The organism is Flavobacterium sp. WG21 (genome assembly GCF_000335775.1).
GTDB lineage: Bacteria > Bacteroidota > Bacteroidia > Flavobacteriales > Flavobacteriaceae > Flavobacterium > Flavobacterium tructae.
The window spans coordinates 72,323-89,600 of the sequence record NZ_AMYW01000022.1 but is presented as its reverse complement, the minus strand read 5'-3'; the positions used below and the strand labels follow the sequence as shown (position 1 = coordinate 89,600).

Below are 17,278 nucleotides of genomic sequence, written 5' to 3'. Positions count from 1 at the left end.
GAAACAGAAGAAATTGTAAGCGAGGCTCAAAAGAAATACAAAAAACGACTGAATGATTTCTTAATCAGTTTTGATATTGAAATAGGCGAAGACGACGAGTAATTCTCAGAGGGTTCAAGGTCTATACAAAATCGAAATTTCTATCTTTGAATAAAATTTATAAAAATGACTACACATTTAGCACTTTTACGCGGGATCAACGTTTCCGGTCACAACATGATAAAAATGGAAGCTTTGAAAATAATGTTAGAAAACATGGGCTTTCAAAACGTACGCACTTATCTGCAGTCCGGAAATGTATTTGTGGATACAGAAGAAGAAAGTCCTTCAAAAGTAGGTTTTATGATCAAACAGGAGATTTTTAAAGTTTTCGGACATGAAGTTCCTGTGATTGTAATTGCTAAAGAAGACCTGGAATTGTGCTTTTCCAATAATCCATTTTTAAAAGAAAAAGATATTGATATCAAGAAACTTTACATTGTTTTTGTTTCGATTGCTTTGAAAAAAGAAAGCATACACGATTTAAAAATCAGTCAATTTAAGCCTGATGAAGCCAGTATTGATGAAAACAGAATCTATATTAAGTATGATATTGGTGCCGGAAAAACAAGATTAGAACTGAAATACATTGAGAAAAAACTAAATGTAATAGGAACCATGCGTAACCTGAATACTGTTACCAATTTGCTAGACATGTATGTTTAGATCTTTAGATTATTAGATTGTCGGATCTTTAGATTGTTGGGTTTTGATTGAAGAAATGAGAAAGACAGAGTCCGGGAACTAGTTTTTAGGAATTAATTTCTCGTAAGATCTAAGTAGGTCCAAGCTAATCTAACAATCCAAAAATCTAACAATCTAACAATCTAAAAATCTATTTACTCCCTCATCCATTTTAGCATCGTCGGAAAAGCCGGTTTTCCTTCTTTAGTGGCGCTATCACTACCTAAAGTAAGACCGATCCACTCAAGAAAAGGCAGGCCAATAAAATTTCCTGAAGTAAAATTAGAGATCAGCCATTCAGAATCATTTTTATAACCATCGGGGTGAAAAACCAGCTCGATTGGTAATTTTAAATATAAACATGCGGCAAAAGACCATAAAATAGCAGCCATTTCTTCGGCTTCAGTGGGCCAGTTGGAGGTTATTTTTTCGGTTCCGACGAGTTTTCTGTCGGAAGGACTGGTTACAGCAAGATGCCCCGCTTCGTGCAAAATATCACCCGGATATAATAATTTATCATAATCAATAACAACACAATTCGGACCTAAATCTAAACCCGGCAGAAAAGTATCATTCAATTCCTTTTCAATTACATCTATTCCAATTTCAGTAAGAAAAGATAAAATTTTCTTTATTTCTGAATTTTCTTTCGTGAACATATTCTCGTTTTAAATCAAATCGCAATACCAAAATCCATAATCAAAAGCATCGCTGGAATTGGTATCACAAGCAGTATTTGAGGTTTCCTGAGTTTTAGGCTTTTCATACTTGCGGTAAACGATTTCACCAATCTCAAAAGAAACAGGTTCTGAGAAAATCGGACCATCAAAAGTAAAAGTATGAAATTCACCATTTTCACCGCAAACGTCCACGTTTTCAGGTAAGTCGTTAATGAAATCCTGATCGATAATTCTTCCCACAAAACTTTTATCTAAAAACCGTTCGTTTACACATACCACAATCGTTTTAAATCCTAGTGCAATGAACTCTTGTATTAAATCCTGAGTCGGAATTTTCCAAAGAGGGAATACACCTTCAAAACCTATTTTAGCCAATTGAGTCTCGCGATACTTCCGTAGATCTTCCAGAAAAATATCCCCAAAAATGGAATGTGTGATTCCCTGAGTTTTTAATTCAGCTAAGGTTTCATTCATCACACCTTCGTAAGTCTCCATCGTGGGCATCTCCGGGATTTGCATAATTTTCAAAGGCAAACCGAGACTTTTTGCTTGCGCTTCCAACAATTCTACACGAACACCATGCATTGAAATTCGCTGGTATTGCTGATTAACACTTGTCAATAAACATTCAATTTTGAAATCAGAATTTTGTAAAGTTTTATATAGGGCAAGAGCAGAATCTTTTCCGCTGCTCCAGTTAAATAGAGCTTTTTTAAGTATTGGCATGCTGTTGTAATTTTGTATGGTAAACTTACAACTTTCATTCGATTTGTTTGTCAAACCTTTGTAACTTTGGAATTTCGCCCTCAATTTTGGTTCAATGAAATATACTCTCTTATTTTTTACCGCTTTTACTTTTGCGCAGCAAACACAATTTGTTGATTTTAAAACCGTTTCCGGACAATTGTCTGTAAATGCTGTCGAAAAAACAATTTCAGGTACAGTCGATTATCAATTTGAGATTCTGAAACCAATTGATACGATCAGGATTGATGCAAAAAATATGGCATTTTCTAATGTTCAGATAGATAACAGAGAAGCGGTTTTTATAAATACAGATAAAGAACTGAAGATTGTCGGTAATTTCCAAAAGGGAGAAAATCATCTTACTTTTCAATACAGCGCCAAGCCAAAGCAGGCCGTGTATTTTGTGAATATGGATAACTCCGAAGTACAAATCTGGACACAAGGGCAGGGAAGGTATACCAGCAATTGGTTTCCAAGTTTTGATGATGTAAATGAAAAGGTAGTGTTTAGTTTAGAAGTAACCTACGATAGTGCTTATCAGGTAATTTCGAATGGTATTTTAGAAAGTAAAAAAGTAAACGCCAATCAAACCCACTGGCAGTATAAAATGGAGAAACCAATGAGTTCTTATCTTCTAATGCTTGCCATAGGAAAGTATGATAAGAAAGAGCTGAGAGCAAAATCCAGAATCCCGTTAGAATATTATCTGGAAAACAAAGATGCAGATCGTTTTGAACCAACTTACCGTTACTCCAAACGTATTTTTGATTTTTTGGAGAAAGAAATAGGAGTTAAATATCCATGGGAAATCTATCGTGAAATTCCGGTCCGTGATTTTTTATATGCCGGTATGGAAAACACCACTTCAACACTTTTTGCTACCCGTTATGTCGTGGATTCTATCGGTTTTGAAGATCGAAATTATACAAATGTAGACGCACATGAATTAGCACATCATTGGTTTGGAGACCTTATTACAGCCGAAAGCAGTACACATCATTGGCTCCAGGAAGGTTTTGCTACTTATTTTGCAGCTCTTGCCGAAAGAGAAATTTATGGTGATGATTTTTTCTACTCCAAATTATACGATACCGCGCAGCAAATAAAATTTGCCTCCAGGACCGATTCTATTCCGGTTTTAAATGCAAAAGCCAGCTCTTTGACTTTTTATGAAAAAGGAGCCTGGGCATTATTTGTATTGCACGAATCTATTGGTGATAAAGCATTCAAAAAAGCAATAAAGAGTTATCTTAAAAAGTACGCTTATCAAACGGTAAATACACAAAATTTCTTTGATGAAATAAAAAAGGTCTCTGACTTTGATTTGGATAAATTTCAGAAAACCTGGTTGGAATCAATTGTTTTTGATACAGCAACGGCCAATACTTTATTGAGTAAAAACAAATCGATTCAGGTTCGATTAGAAGTTGATAAATTAAAAAAGACAGCTTTAGCAGAGAAAGAGGATTTTTTAAGTAAAACTTTAGATTCAGATATTTACTCTTCTGTAAAAGAAGCTATTGTTAATCAATTAGAAAATGAAAAATACGAATCAAAGAAAGCATTATTATTACAAGCTCTGAAAACAAATGACCTTCAGGTTCGGCAGGCAATTGCGGCTTCTTTGACTAAAATCCCGGAAGACTTCAGGGTGGAATATGAAAACTTGCTTGACGACAAATCATATCAAACACAGGAAGTTGCTTTGTATTGGTTATGGAGAAACTTTCCCGAACACCGTACCCGATATTTGGATAAATCAAAAAATTGGGTTGGTTTTAACGACTACAATTTAAGAACACTATGGCTTTCATTAGCACTTTCAACACCTAATTATGCAAATGATTCAGAAGTCTTAATTTCGGAGTTAATAGCTTTTTCTTCTGCAAAATATGAAGCTACTACCAGGCAAAATGCTTTAGAAAAACTGATTGCTTTTAAGATTATCAATGACGCTGTTTTAACTAACTTAGTTTCTGCGACAACTCATCACATGTGGCAATTTTCAAAGTTTGGGAGAGATACAATCCGACTTTTGCTAAAAAATACAGATTTGCGTGCTTCGTTTGAAAGAATTTTGACTAATTTAAACCCCGACGAACAATTTCAACTAAAACGTTTGTTGGCAGAGGAAGTAAAAAAATAGCAATTTTTAGTAGTAATAAAAATAGAGTGGAGTAATTGTAAAAAAGTACAATTGAATACTTTTAACTCCTAACTTAAAACGCACAACTTAAAAAAATATGAGAGCATTGGTTATTTCTGGTGGGGGAAGTAAAGGAGCATTTGCCGGCGGTGTCGCACAATACCTGATCGAAGAGAAGAATCATGAGTATGATTTGTTTATTGGTACTTCGACCGGTAGTTTGCTAATACCTCATTTGGCCTTAGGGCACATTAAGAAGATTCACTCTGTTTATACCAATGTTACCATGGCCAGTATTTTTAATATTTGTCCATTTGTTGTGAAAAATAAGGACGGAGTAGACATTGTAACCATAAATCATTTTAACGTATTACGTCAGTTTTTCAAGGGAAAACGTACTTTCGGTGAAAGTAAAGGTTTAAAGAGGTATATAAAGAACAATTTTTCTATATCAGATTTCAATAAACTAAAAAAACTGGACAGTGACATTGTTATAACGGTAACTAATTTTACCAAGAATGAAGCAGAATACAAATCAGTGAAAGATTGTACTTATGAAGAATTCTGTGAATGGTCCTGGATTTCCAGTAATTATGTCCCTTTTATGAGTCTTGTTGAGAAAAATAACTACGAATATGGGGATGGAGGTTTTGCGAGTTTAGTTCCAATCCGTGAAGCCATTAATCGCGGGGCGACAGAAATTGACGTTATTATTCTGGAAACCGAGGTAAATATGGATAAAACGGTTATCGGTAAGAATCCGTTTTCTTTAATGATCGATTTGTTCCGAATTGCTTTAGATCAGGTCGAAAAGCATGATATTACTATTGGGAAGCTTCTGGCAAACAATAAAAATGTAAAACTTAATCTGTACTACACCCCAACAAAACTAACCGATAATGCCCTTATCTTCAATCAGGAAGTCATGAAAGAGTGGTGGGAACAAGGCTATGAATATGCCCAGAATAAATCTGAAGTTATGAGTGATAACAGATAGTCTTTCTTAGACTTCTTAGATTGTTAGACTAACTTAGATTATTGGATCTTTAGATTATTGGATCTTTAGATTATTGGATTATTCGAAATAAAAAAACTCATTATAAGGTTTAGCTTTAAAATCTAATAATCTAAAGATCCAACAATCCAAAAATCTAGAAAAGTTCCGCTACTTCATTTTTGATATACGCCAAAGCTGCATTGCTTGGGGATTGTTTCTCTAATAAATCATTTAAAATCACTTCACGCAATTTATCGGCACTGTCTACACGATCACTCATTGCAGTTTTACGGATGATTTGTATGGTTGAATTTTTTGCTGTGGTAATAATGGTCCAGCATTCATCCGACATGTAAATTTGTTGCGTTAAATTGTGCTCAAACTCTTGTTCGATCTGATCGATCACGAAATTCTCGTAATCGTGTTTTTCATTTGAGATAGGAGCGATTCGGATGAGTAATTTGGTCAGATTGATACGCTCTAAATATAAAGTCATACGTTCGTAAGCTTGTAAACGTATAGGCAAAGATTCTTTATGTGCTTCTTTGTTTAGTAAAAAATTACGCTTTTTATCGAAATTCTTAATGTGCAGTTCAAAAAAAACTGTAAGCAACAAATCCGGTAACGACAGCAGGTAAAGTGTAACTGGCTAATTCTATAATTCTTGTAAAATCCATTGGGTTTAAATTTTTAGCAAAAATATACTTTTCAGGGAGAAATCCACTTTAAAATTATTGTAATAAACAAACTGGAAGCATACTTTTGTGATGAGATTTTAAAACTACTTCAAATACAGCCTGAATGGACACCTACATTATAATTTTACTTTGTTTAGCTGCTTTTGCGGCAGGATTTATTGATGCCATAGTAGGTGGCGGCGGATTAATTCAAACACCAATGGGGTTGATTCTATTGCCAAATCTACCGGTTTCTACCGTTATAGGCACTCTGAAATTACCCGCTTTTACCGGAACTTCTTTCGCAGCCTTCCAATACCTCAAAAAAGTTGTAATTCAATGGAGACTTTTAATAATCATGATGTGTTTAGCTGTTCCCTCTGCATTTCTGGGTTCTACGCTGCTAACCTACGTCAGTAATGATTTTATGAAACCTCTTTTATTGGTTGTGTTATCACTTTTACTGATTTATACTTATGCCAAGAAGAATTTCGGACAACACGAAGCTAAAGATCATTCGGCCGGAATACAAATATTATATGCCGTTGTTATCAGTATAATTGTTGGGTTTTATGATGGCTTTATCGGTCCAGGAACCGGAAGTTTTTTTGTAGTGGCCTTTATAGCGCTTTTAGGATTTGATTTTCTACACGCGTCTGCAAATGCCAAAATGGTAAATCTCGCTACCAACTTCGGTTCGATCTGTTTGTTTATGATAAAAGGAAAAATAATCTGGACAATCGCAATTCCAATGGCAATAAGCAACGGACTTGGCGGTTGGCTTGGTGCAAAACTAGCCATTAATAAAGGAAATGGTTTTATTCGTGTTTTCTTTTTAGTAGTCGTAATTGGTACGTTAATCCGATTTTCTTACGATGTCTTCTATAAGTAAAAGTGACTCTACGTAACTACAGATATCAAATTCAATTTATCGAGTCAAATATTTTTTATTAGTCTTATTGACATGTTGTTACAAAAAAACAACTACTTTTGTATTATATTCTGTATTTTAAAAGTATCATAATATGATAGAGACAGTTGAGAATTATGAGAATTACATTAATAGCTTGCCAGATTTAATCGCTAAATCTTATTATAAAGCGGAGTTTTTTATGCAAAAACTAGGGTTAAAGCATGCAACTTATTATAGAAAATTACGATCTAAAAGTTTTACTCACCAGGAAGTAAAACTCATAACCACTATACTGTTTCCGGAAGAAATACTAGTTAAGGAATTTCAAAAAAGTGAAGAAGATATAAAAGCAGGTCGAATTATCGATTATTCCGATTTTAAAGAAAAACTAAGAACTAAGTTCAATATCTAGGTTCAAAGGATTTCGTTTGTTATCCCAGAATAAAACTACGTAAATTATTTGTCCGTCAATTTTATAAAATAAATAGATTTGATGCGATATTAGAAATTTTCTATAAACAGTTTGTTTGTACTTTGACCCAATATAATTATTTTCTAAAATTATATTCAGAATGAGAATAGTATTATTAGAGAATAATTTAGCTTTAGGTTCAGAGTATTTGCTTATTATTTCGTAGTAAGTTTTCTCTGCATTTTGAGTAATTAATAGTTTCATTCCCATTTTGTTGGTTTTGCAAATATAGAATATCTGAATACTTTAAGAAGGATTTTTCTTTCATTTTTTTAAAGCAAACAAATCCTCGGCGATAAAAAAATCAAAAAAATAACATTTACTATAAAATCTCGTTAGGTCAGAACTTACATAAGTAAGTGACCAACTAATTTCTTTTTACATCTATAAATTGCTAATTTTGCATCACTATGGAGAAAAATTTCATGCAAAAGTACATTGACCAGCTCAATGAAGCGCAACGACAGCCTGTTTTGAAAAAAGACGGGCCAATGATTATTATTGCTGGTGCAGGTTCGGGAAAAACCCGTGTTTTAACAATTAGAATTGCCTATTTAATGGCTCAGGGTATTGATGCTTTCAATATCTTGTCGCTTACTTTTACGAATAAAGCAGCCCGTGAGATGAAGCACAGAATCTCTGATATTGTGGGAGCTTCTGAAGCCAAAAACCTCTGGATGGGAACTTTTCACTCGATTTTCGCACGTATTCTTCGTGCAGAATCAGATCACCTGGGTTATCCTTCTAATTTTACGATTTACGACTCTCAGGATTCTGCTCGACTGATTTCTTCTATTATCAAAGAAATGCAGCTCGATAGAGACATTTATAAACCAAAACAGATTTTAGGTCGTATATCAAATTACAAAAACAGTTTGATTACAGTTAAAGCCTATTTCAATAATCCTGAATTGGTGGAAGCCGATGCCATGGCAAAAAGACCGCGTTTAGGAGAAATTTATCAGCAATACGTTGAGCGCTGTTTTAAGGCCGGTGCTATGGATTTTGATGATTTGTTGTTGAAAACAAATGAGTTATTGACAAGATTTCCTGAAGTTTTAGCAAAATATCAAAACCGTTTCCGTTATATTCTGGTGGATGAGTACCAGGATACGAACCACTCTCAATACTTGATCGTAAGAGCGTTATCGGATAAATTTCAGAATATTTGTGTGGTTGGAGACGATGCCCAGAGTATTTATGCTTTCCGTGGAGCGAATATCAATAATATTCTGAACTTCCAGAAAGATTACGAAGGCGTAATCATGTTTCGTTTAGAGCAAAACTACCGTTCCACCCGAAATATAGTGGAAGCAGCAAATACGGTGATGGAACATAATAAAACCAAACTTGATAAAGTAGTTTGGACAGCAAATGATTTTGGCGGAAAAATTAAAGTCCACAGAAGTTTAACAGATGCCGAAGAAGGACGTTTTGTAGCCAGTACGATTTTTGAACAAAAGATGCAAAACCAACTGCATAATGGTTCATTTGCCATCTTGTACCGTACCAATGCACAGTCACGTGCGATGGAGGATGCACTTCGTAAACGAGATATTCCGTATCGAATTTACGGCGGTTTATCCTTTTATCAGCGCAAAGAAATTAAAGATGTTTTGTGCTACCTTCGTTTGGTAATCAATCCGAAAGACGAAGAAGCCTTGATTCGTGTAATCAATTATCCGGCACGTGGAATTGGAGACACAACCGTTGAAAAACTTACCATTGCGGCAAATCATTACAAACGTTCGATTTGGGAAGTAATGGTTAATATTGATAAAATTGATCTAAAATTAAATGCCGGAACGAAGAACAAAATCAGAGATTTTGTTACGATGATTCAGAGTTTTCAGGTCATCGATCAAAATCAGGATGCTTTTTATGTTACAGATCATGTCGCTAAGAAAACAGGACTTGTTCAGGAATTAAAAAAAGATGCCACACCGGAAGGAATGGCTAAAATTCAAAATATTGAAGAGCTTTTAAATGGTTTAAAAGATTTTACTGAAGGACAAAAAGAGGTTGACGGTGCAAGAGGAGCTTTGTCTGAGTTTATGGAAGATGTGGCACTGGCTACAGATTTAGATAAAGATACTTCTGATGAAGATCGTGTGGCATTAATGACGATTCACCTAGCTAAAGGACTTGAATTTCCCCACGTTTTTGTGGTAGGAATGGAGGAAGATTTGTTCCCAAGTGCGATGAGTATGAGTACGCGAAGTGAATTGGAAGAAGAACGTCGTTTATTTTATGTAGCACTTACTCGTGCCGAACATCAGGCGTATTTGACCTATGCACAATCACGTTACCGTTGGGGAAAACTGACCGACAGTGAACCATCCCGTTTTATTGAAGAAATTGACGGGCAGTACCTGGAATATTTAACACCTGCTGAAACCAATTATCGTTATAAATCTCCAATTGACGGAGATATTTTTGGAGACATTGATAAGTCAAAACTACGATTGGTGAAACCGGTAGGAAGTACACCGCCTAAACAGGTTACAGCCAACGAGCCAAAATCGGATTTGAATATTCGAAAATTAAAACCCGTTACTGGTACCAGTCCGAACAATGGAGCCACCAATTTGTTTGATAATAAGCTCACCATTGGAAATATTGTGATGCACGAACGTTTTGGGAAAGGTGAAATCGTCAACATGGAAGGTGTTGGTGCTGATAAAAAAGCTGAAATAAAATTTGAAGTAGGCGGAATCAAGAAATTGTTGTTAAGATTTGCTAAATTAGATGTTGTAGGGTAGAAAGAGTGTAGAGAAAAGAGGATAGAGAATAGATTTTTAAAGAAATTTAATTTTTTATAACTGGATTTGATTTTCAACCCTCTCAATTTTTCATTACTTTTAAGAAGAATAAAGATTATTTATATCTATTGTAATTGTAATGTTGTTGTTTATTTTAAAAATTTAAAAAGAACTAAAGATCAGTCTTTGTTCTATAATCTAACTTCTTTATTCTAAAAAAATGGCTGAGTTCATAAAAATATATTCGGACAAACCCAGTGAAGCTGCAATAGCTAAAGTGGTAAAAGTTCTTCAGAGTGGTGGCTTGGTGATTTATCCAACTGATACGGTTTACGGTTTAGGTTGTGATATTACCAATTCGCGTGCTTTAGAAAAAATTGCAAAAATAAAAGGCGTCAAATTAGAGAAAGCAAATTTCTCGTTCATCTGTCACGATTTAAGTAATTTATCAGACTATGTGCGCCAGATTGATACATCAACGTTTAAAATTCTTAAAAGAGCATTACCGGGACCATATACTTTTATTCTGCCTGGAAACAATAATCTTCCTAAAGAGTTCAAAAAGAAAACAACGGTAGGTATTCGTGTGCCGGACAATAATATTATTCTTGAAATTGTTCGTCAGCTGGGAAATCCGGTGGTCTCAACCTCTATTCGTGATGAAGATGACGTAATTGAGTACACCACAGATCCTGAGCTGATCTTTGAAAAATGGCAAAATCTGGTCGATTTGGTTATTGATGGCGGATACGGTGATAACGTAGGTTCTACAATTATTGATTTATCAGAACATGAACCGGTAGTGGTGAGAGAAGGAAAAGGTGATCTTGATATCTTGTAAAAGAAAAAGTACTCCACTTTATACTGTATAAAAAAGATTTGTTACTTGTTGCAGTTATTTTTGATTAAGTGAAATACGTCTAAACCAGAATCTTTTTGAAACAAAAAAAGCCCTCGAAAGGCTATTTGTAAAAAAAAACTTAAATGATATAATTATCTAAAATAATTAATTAACTTTAGGTTTGTTAAAATTTAGTTAGTTAATTTAAAGATAATGCTATTCTTGATTTATATTTAATTGGTTATTAAAAAATTAAGGATACATAAAAGCAGGTCAATTGACCTGCTTTTTCTGTTTAATAAAGTATGTAAAAACGAGATTATTTCGCTTGTTTCTTCATTTCTTTTTCAATCATATCGTAGAATTGATCGATTTTTGGCATAACCACAATACGAGTTCTTCTGTTACGGGCTTTATTCTCAGCACTATCATTAGCAACTAATGGTACATAAGAACTTCTACCTGCTGCGATTAATTTAGCCGGGTTTACACCAAGTTCATTACTTAATACACGAACGATTGAAGTAGAACGTTTAACACTTAAATCCCAGTTGTCTAAGATAATTCCATTGCTTTTGTAAGGAACGTCATCTGTGTGACCTTCAACCATACACTCAAAATCAGGTTTGTCGTTTACTACTTTTGCAACTTTAGCCAAAACAGATTTTGCTTTGTCGCTCACGTCATAACTTCCACTTTTGAATAATAATTTATCAGCGATAGAAATAAATACAACTCCTTTTTCTACGTTGATTTCGATATCCGGATCATTGATTCCAACAGCTCCTTTTAAGCTTGTAACTAAAGCTAAAGTTACACTGTCTTTCTTAGTTAATGCATCCTGAAGTCTAGATATTTTTAAATCTTTTTCTTTTAAACTTTCTAAAGATTTCTCAAGATTTTCAGCTCCTTTAGTAGTTAAAACAGTTAAGTCTTTAGAAGTACTGATTAAATCCTGATTGTGTTGCTTATAGCTTTCAGCAGTTGCTGCTAATCCTGCTTTTTCTTCCAAACAAGTATTTAATTTAACTGTGCAAGAGTTTAATAAATCTTGTATCTCTTTGTTCTTAGCTTCTAAAGCAGCATATTGCTTCTTCGATACACACGAAGTTAAGGCCATTAGTACTGATAGTGCGATAACTATTTTTCTCATAGGTATTATATTTAATTAAACGTTGATTACAAATTTAGTTCTTAATATTTTGATTAATGTTAAAGATTTCTTTAAATACCTGTAATTTCTTTAGGTAATACAAGTAAACGATACTTTTAACCATATAGTATTCTTGTATCTGGAAATCTTTACGCTTTTTAAGGTACTTTAAAGATATACAATAAAAAGAGAAATGAGCTTTCAGGATAGCATAAGTATGGCCAAATTTTCCCTGAGTAAGGAAACGGATACCCGCTATTCCGTCCAAAACCATTCGGAAGAAAATCACGAAGAATAGTCTCTTTTTAGGTAAATTCTTAACAAGCATTAATAATGAATTTCTAAAATTCAAGAAAGTCTTTCTTGGATTTCCTTGCTGTAAAGTTGCCCCTCCAACATGATAAACAGTGGAACCGGATACGTACTTAATCACGTGTCCTTCATTTGCAGCACGCCAGCACAAATCGATTTCTTCCTGATGAGCAAAAAAGGTCTCGTCAAAACCTCCAAGTTCATGATAAATTTCACTCCTGATGAAGAAACAAGCCCCGGAAGCCCAAAACAATTCACAATTATCATCATACTGCCCATTATCTTTCTCTATCGTATCAAAAATACGACCACGACAAAAAGGGAATCCATACTTATCAATGAAACCACCGGCTGCACCTGCATATTCAAAGTATTCCTTATTTTTATAATCAAGAATTTTTGGCTGAATGATTGCGGTTAGTTTTTCATTCTCAAAAGTTTCAAGTATAGGAGTGAGCCAGTTCTCAGTAACTTCAATATCTGAATTTACTAAAGCATAAATCTCAGCATCAATATGTTGTAAAGCATCATTGTAACCTTTAGCAAAGCCATGATTGCCATTGTTTTGAACTATTTTTATGGAAGGGAAATTATTTTTAACAAAGTCTATAGAATCATCCGTTGAAGCATTATCAGCAACATAAATTTGAGCACCCTCAGAAAATCGGATAACAGAAGGCAAAAATTGTTCTAACAATTTTACGCCATTCCAGTTTAAAATTACAACAGCTATTTTATCCAAAAGTAATTCTTATTTATTTTAATATTATTCTATTCTTTATAATCGGGTAAACTTCTTAAAAACTGATATTTTTCATTCTCAAAATCCATCTGACAGTAAAAATGACTCAGTCCGTTTGTGACATTCAAAAACCGTGCCTGCATTGTCATGTTATAACGGGCAATCTGATCAAAAGTTGCCTGAGAGATTTTAACTTCGGGGGCTTTGCATTCTACCAATATATGTATAGAGCCATCAGAATTGAAGACTACTACATCATATCTCTTTCTTAAACCATTGACAGTAAGGACTTTTTCAACATTTATAAGTGATTTAGGGTACTTTTTCTCAATCATTAAAAACTGAACTACATGTTGACGAACCCATTCTTCCGGAGTAAGAATGATAAATTTTTTCCTGATTTCATCAAAAATAGACACTTTATTTTCGCTATTTTTGAATCGGAAAGTATAGGTTGGGAAATTAAGTTTAAGCATAAAGCAAAAATATAAAATAGTTTCAGGTTTCAGGTTAAAGTTTCAGGTTATTGAAACGTTAACCTGAAACTTTAAACTTGAAACAAAATTTTTAATGGACGAAGTTGTAAAAATTGTTAATGACATAAAAGCCGGAAATATAAAACCGATCTATTTTTTAATGGGCGAAGAGCCGTATTATATTGATAAATTATCGGAGTATATTGAACAGAATGTGCTCGCTGAGGAAGAAAAAGGATTCAATCAGACTGTTTTATACGGAAGAGATGTATCGGTTGAAGATATTGTAGCAACGGCCAAGCGCTATCCTATGATGGCTGATCGTCAGGTTGTTATCGTCAAAGAAGCACAGGATTTATCGAGAACAATTGATAAAATAGAGTCTTATGTAGGCAATCCGATGGAAACAACCGTGTTGGTTTTTTGTTACAAATACAAAACGCTGGACAAACGAAAAAAAGTAACCAAATTACTGGCTCAGAAAGGAATTGTTTATGAAAGTAAAAAATTATACGAGAATCAGGTCGGTGACTGGATCAAACGTGTGCTTGCCGGAAAAAAATATACAATTGACCCAAAAGCCAATGCAATGTTAGTAGAATTTTTGGGTACCGATTTGAGTAAGATTAATAATGAATTAGAAAAATTACAAATCATTCTGCCACAGGGAACCGTTATTACGCCCCAACATATCGAAGAAAATATTGGTTTCAGCAAAGACTATAATGTTTTTGAATTGCGAAAAGCCATAGGTGAACGAAATCAGTTGAAGGCCTATAAGATTGCGGAGAATTTTGCCCATAATCCTAAAGAATATCCACTAGTAATGACAACGGGATTAGTATTTGGTTTCTTTGTTCAACTTTTAAAATACCATGGACTTAAAGATAAAAATCCTAAAAATGTTGCAGCGGCCATTGGAGTGAACCCTTATTTTTTAAAAGAGTACGATTTAGCAATAAAAAACTATCCGATGCGAAAAGTGAGCCAGATTGTAGGCGCACTGCGTGATGTTGACGTTAAAAGCAAAGGAGTAGGAGCCAATGCATTACCACAATCGGATTTATTAAAAGAAATGTTATATAAAATATTCAATTAAGTGATTTAATATTAGCTTGTTATAAATACTTTTATGTGTAATAAATGTATCAATATGCCCTGATTTATTCACTTTAAATTTTGATTTTTAAAATCGCTACTGACAAGAAATATTTAGTTTTTCATTTACTAAATACATAAAATTAATATGGCTACAGGAATAATTTGTCATAATAGTAGTATATAATGTATTAAAATTTTGGTAAAAACAATCTAAATTTACTATATTACCTGAATAATTTATATAAAAAATTTCGGTGGCCCCATCTACTTTAAATTTACGCATTTCAAGAATAAGGACTATTCTTGCACTATTTGTTTGTCTTTTAATTGGTTTTAAGAGTCATTCGCAGTCTCAGATTCTCTCAAAAACAAACTCAGACATTATTCTGTCAAAGATTGATAGTATAAAAAAGTTAATCCAAACAGAGAATGTTGAAAATCATCTTTTAGGACTTAAAATCTTAAATAAAACAAAAGCTTATCTGGAAACAAAAAAAGACACAGCAAGTCTTTTGTTTTTTCACAGAGAGAGTATTAAGTTAATTTCCTATTTGCGAAGTTTTGGAACTCCTAATACTTATCTTTTTGAGAATTTTCAGATCTTAAAAAATTACAATGATAAGCGGGAGTTAGCTTTATTGTATGAAGCTCTTGGTGATTTGAGATATTATGAAGGCAGTAAGTTATTGTCGCATGAGTATGATCTGAAAGCGCAAAGATTAATAAAAAAATATGGCAACCATGAGGACAATATAAATATAAACTACAACCTCTCCGTTTATTATAAAAACTCTAAAGATTATAAGAAATCTATTGATTTTGCGATGACTTCGCTTGAAAACATTAAGAAAAGCAATACATTCGAGAAGAACAATTTCAAGATACCAAATTTATACCTCTTCATTTCTGAAGATTATTACCATTTAAAAGAAAATGACAGCGTATACAAATATCTGACACTTGCAGAAGAAACGAAAACGAATACTACAGACGGAAGGTTTCCTTATGGAGCTAAGCTGAATGAATTAAAAGCAATGTATTATTACAATGTAGGTGATCTGGAAACTGCGGCAAAGTTGTACCAAATTTCAGTATCTGAATATGTTAAACTCAATCAGTATAAAATGAGGCTTGTTCAAAAATCAAACAAGCTAAACAGTACTTTAAAAATAAAAAATATTGAGAATAAAGGGAAAATTAATGAAGCGAGACTTGAAAGCGTAAGTGAATCTTATAAAAATTATTTGCTGATTTTTGCCTTTTTGATTGTTCTGATATTGACAGTTCTGTTTATAATTCAATTTAGAGCCTATAAATATAAAATGAAGGTCAATTTAATTCTACAGAAGAAAAACTTAGAGTTAAAAAAAATAAATAGAGAGCTGAATGAGGCATCAAAAATAAAAGATACTTTTCTGGATGTGGTAACGCATGAATTGAAAACTCCTTTGAATACAATTAAAGGAACAGCATATTTGCTTAAAAGTGAAAAATCGGAATTTCTAAAGGAAGATTATATTAAAAATTTAAATTTTTCTTCAGATTATCTTCTGGGCTTTATCAATAATATGGTAGATTTTAAAAATTTAAAGCGTCATGATACTGTTAGCTTAGAATACAAAGACATTAACCTGGAAATAATACTGAACTCGATCATTGAAATGTTTAGAATCAATAATCTGAACCAGAATAGAATCATACTTAATTTTGATGGTAAAATTTCAGATATGTTAAAGTGTGATGAAATAAGATTTACTCAGGTAATTATGGAGTTGATGACGAATGCCGCAAAATTTACTAAAAATGGCGAAATAACTTTAAAAGCAGAATTAATTGATTCTGCTAATGGTAAAGAAAGCATTAAATTTGAAGTTTCTGACACGGGAATTGGAATTTCAGAAGATGCTCAGAATAAAATATTTGAACCATTTATACAGGAGTCGACAGACATCAATATGAATTACGGTGGAAGTGGTTTAGGGTTGTCCATTATAAAAAGAACGTTAGAACTTTTTGACAGTCAGATAAAAGTTAAATCTATAAAAGGTAATGGAACTACTTTTTCGTTTGTAATCGATTTTGAGATTTCTAAAGAAAGTAATGATGAAACCCTTATTAGTACTATTGAAAGACAAATAGAGCAACTTTCAAATATCGAGATTTTATTGGTTGAGGATAATAAAATGAACCAGCTGATCGCTAAGAAAATTTTAGTCAATAAAGGTTTTAAATGTGATGTGGCTAATAATGGACTTGAAGCAGTTGAGAAAGTTAAAACTAAAAGTTATGCCATAATATTAATGGATATAATGATGCCAGTTATGGACGGTTTTGAGGCATCGGCAATTATTAGTAATTTAAAACCTGAAATACCAATCGTAGCTTTAACGGCCATTTGCGAAAATATTGGCAACGACGATTTTCAAAGGGCTAAAATTTTAGAAAAACTTGATAAGCCGGTTGATCCAGATATTTTGTATGAAACAATTTTAAAATATGTTGTACAAAAAACACTTTAAGATCTATGGAAATTCAC

General features: G+C 33.3%; 14 protein-coding genes and 1 pseudogene. 9 read left to right on the top strand and 6 right to left on the bottom strand.

Annotation, left to right across the window (positions count from 1 at the left end):
• Nucleotides 1-165 precede the first annotated feature (165 nt).
• Complete coding sequence (locus C245_RS0115575; RefSeq protein ID WP_017497542.1) at nt 166-705, top strand: DUF1697 domain-containing protein; 540 nt, start codon at nt 166-168, stop codon at nt 703-705.
• 173 nt (nt 706-878) lie between these two features.
• Here the strand turns inward: C245_RS0115575 and C245_RS0115570 are convergent, their stop codons facing one another.
• Together C245_RS0115570 and C245_RS0115565 are read right to left on the bottom strand one after the other, a co-directional pair.
• A complete protein-coding gene (locus C245_RS0115570; protein ID WP_017497541.1) occupies nt 879-1,382 on the bottom strand; it encodes a hypothetical protein in 504 nt (167 codons plus the stop codon).
• A 9-nt stretch (nt 1,383-1,391) separates the two neighbouring features.
• Nucleotides 1,392-2,129 carry a diphthine--ammonia ligase gene (locus C245_RS0115565; RefSeq protein WP_017497540.1) on the bottom strand — a complete coding sequence of 246 codons (738 nt, stop codon included), beginning with the start codon at nt 2,127-2,129 and terminating at the stop codon, nt 1,392-1,394.
• Between the two features lie 94 nt (nt 2,130-2,223).
• Between C245_RS0115565 and C245_RS0115560 the strand changes: the two genes are divergently transcribed.
• Nucleotides 2,224-4,296 carry a M1 family metallopeptidase gene (locus tag C245_RS0115560; RefSeq protein WP_017497539.1) on the top strand — a complete coding sequence of 691 codons (2,073 nt, stop codon included), beginning with the start codon at nt 2,224-2,226 and terminating at the stop codon, nt 4,294-4,296.
• Nucleotides 4,297-4,393: 97 nt separating this feature from the next.
• Nucleotides 4,394-5,293: a patatin family protein gene (locus C245_RS0115555; RefSeq protein ID WP_017497538.1), complete on the top strand. Its 900-nt coding sequence runs from the start codon at nt 4,394-4,396 to the stop codon at nt 5,291-5,293.
• 154 nt (nt 5,294-5,447) lie between these two features.
• Here C245_RS0115555 and C245_RS23160 read toward each other — a convergent pair.
• A pseudogene (locus C245_RS23160) lies at nt 5,448-5,970 on the bottom strand (hypothetical protein).
• 124 nt (nt 5,971-6,094) lie between these two features.
• On the opposite strand from C245_RS23160, the gene C245_RS0115545 reads away from it, so the two are divergent.
• From C245_RS0115545 to C245_RS0115525, 4 genes are all read left to right on the top strand, one after another.
• Nucleotides 6,095-6,862 carry a TSUP family transporter gene (locus C245_RS0115545; RefSeq protein ID WP_017497536.1) on the top strand — a complete coding sequence of 256 codons (768 nt, stop codon included), beginning with the start codon at nt 6,095-6,097 and terminating at the stop codon, nt 6,860-6,862.
• Nucleotides 6,863-6,995: 133 nt separating this feature from the next.
• The gene (locus C245_RS0115540) at nt 6,996-7,295 is read left to right on the top strand and encodes a hypothetical protein (RefSeq protein ID WP_017497535.1); all 300 of its coding nucleotides are present in this window, start codon (nt 6,996-6,998) and stop codon (nt 7,293-7,295) included.
• Nucleotides 7,296-7,780: 485 nt separating this feature from the next.
• A complete protein-coding gene (locus C245_RS0115530; RefSeq protein ID WP_026110095.1) occupies nt 7,781-10,117 on the top strand; it encodes an ATP-dependent helicase in 2,337 nt (778 codons plus the stop codon).
• Between the two features lie 220 nt (nt 10,118-10,337).
• Complete coding sequence (locus C245_RS0115525) at nt 10,338-10,958, top strand: L-threonylcarbamoyladenylate synthase (protein WP_017497532.1); 621 nt, start codon at nt 10,338-10,340, stop codon at nt 10,956-10,958.
• A 319-nt stretch (nt 10,959-11,277) separates the two neighbouring features.
• On the opposite strand, the gene C245_RS0115520 is transcribed toward C245_RS0115525, so the two are convergent.
• Genes C245_RS0115520 through C245_RS0115510 form a run of 3 tightly spaced genes read right to left on the bottom strand, consistent with a single transcriptional unit; the run spans nt 11,278 to nt 13,641 of the window.
• The gene (locus C245_RS0115520; RefSeq protein ID WP_017497531.1) at nt 11,278-12,111 is read right to left on the bottom strand and encodes an OmpA family protein; all 834 of its coding nucleotides are present in this window, start codon (nt 12,109-12,111) and stop codon (nt 11,278-11,280) included.
• A gap of 34 nt (nt 12,112-12,145) precedes the next feature.
• Nucleotides 12,146-13,165 (bottom strand): glycosyltransferase family 2 protein, encoded by a 1,020-nt coding sequence (locus tag C245_RS0115515; protein ID WP_017497530.1) that lies wholly within the window; start codon nt 13,163-13,165, stop codon nt 12,146-12,148.
• Nucleotides 13,166-13,194: 29 nt separating this feature from the next.
• A complete protein-coding gene (locus C245_RS0115510) occupies nt 13,195-13,641 on the bottom strand; it encodes a type I restriction enzyme HsdR N-terminal domain-containing protein (protein WP_017497529.1) in 447 nt (148 codons plus the stop codon).
• Between the two features lie 94 nt (nt 13,642-13,735).
• Here C245_RS0115510 and holA point away from each other — a divergent pair, with 94 nt between their 5' ends.
• Nucleotides 13,736-14,740, top strand: coding sequence for a DNA polymerase III subunit delta (gene holA, locus C245_RS0115505; RefSeq protein ID WP_017497528.1), 1,005 nt, complete (start codon nt 13,736-13,738; stop codon nt 14,738-14,740).
• Between the two features lie 256 nt (nt 14,741-14,996).
• Nucleotides 14,997-17,261 (top strand): ATP-binding protein, encoded by a 2,265-nt coding sequence (locus tag C245_RS0115500; protein ID WP_017497527.1) that lies wholly within the window; start codon nt 14,997-14,999, stop codon nt 17,259-17,261.
• Nucleotides 17,262-17,278 lie beyond the last annotated feature (17 nt).

What these genes read in the sequence shown, in the direction of transcription:
- C245_RS0115575 (WP_017497542.1), top strand. Translation starts at nt 166, where the DNA reads ATGACTACACATTTAGCACTTTTACGCGGGATCAACGTTTCCGGTCAC.
- C245_RS0115570 (WP_017497541.1), bottom strand. Translation starts at nt 1,382, where the DNA reads ATGTTCACGAAAGAAAATTCAGAAATAAAGAAAATTTTATCTTTTCTT.
- C245_RS0115565 (WP_017497540.1), bottom strand. Translation starts at nt 2,129, where the DNA reads ATGCCAATACTTAAAAAAGCTCTATTTAACTGGAGCAGCGGAAAAGAT.
- C245_RS0115560 (WP_017497539.1), top strand. Translation starts at nt 2,224, where the DNA reads ATGAAATATACTCTCTTATTTTTTACCGCTTTTACTTTTGCGCAGCAA.
- C245_RS0115555 (WP_017497538.1), top strand. Translation starts at nt 4,394, where the DNA reads ATGAGAGCATTGGTTATTTCTGGTGGGGGAAGTAAAGGAGCATTTGCC.
- C245_RS0115545 (WP_017497536.1), top strand. Translation starts at nt 6,095, where the DNA reads ATGGACACCTACATTATAATTTTACTTTGTTTAGCTGCTTTTGCGGCA.
- C245_RS0115540 (WP_017497535.1), top strand. Translation starts at nt 6,996, where the DNA reads ATGATAGAGACAGTTGAGAATTATGAGAATTACATTAATAGCTTGCCA.
- C245_RS0115530 (WP_026110095.1), top strand. Translation starts at nt 7,781, where the DNA reads ATGCAAAAGTACATTGACCAGCTCAATGAAGCGCAACGACAGCCTGTT.
- C245_RS0115525 (WP_017497532.1), top strand. Translation starts at nt 10,338, where the DNA reads ATGGCTGAGTTCATAAAAATATATTCGGACAAACCCAGTGAAGCTGCA.
- C245_RS0115520 (WP_017497531.1), bottom strand. Translation starts at nt 12,111, where the DNA reads ATGAGAAAAATAGTTATCGCACTATCAGTACTAATGGCCTTAACTTCG.
- C245_RS0115510 (WP_017497529.1), bottom strand. Translation starts at nt 13,641, where the DNA reads ATGCTTAAACTTAATTTCCCAACCTATACTTTCCGATTCAAAAATAGC.
- holA (WP_017497528.1), top strand. Translation starts at nt 13,736, where the DNA reads ATGGACGAAGTTGTAAAAATTGTTAATGACATAAAAGCCGGAAATATA.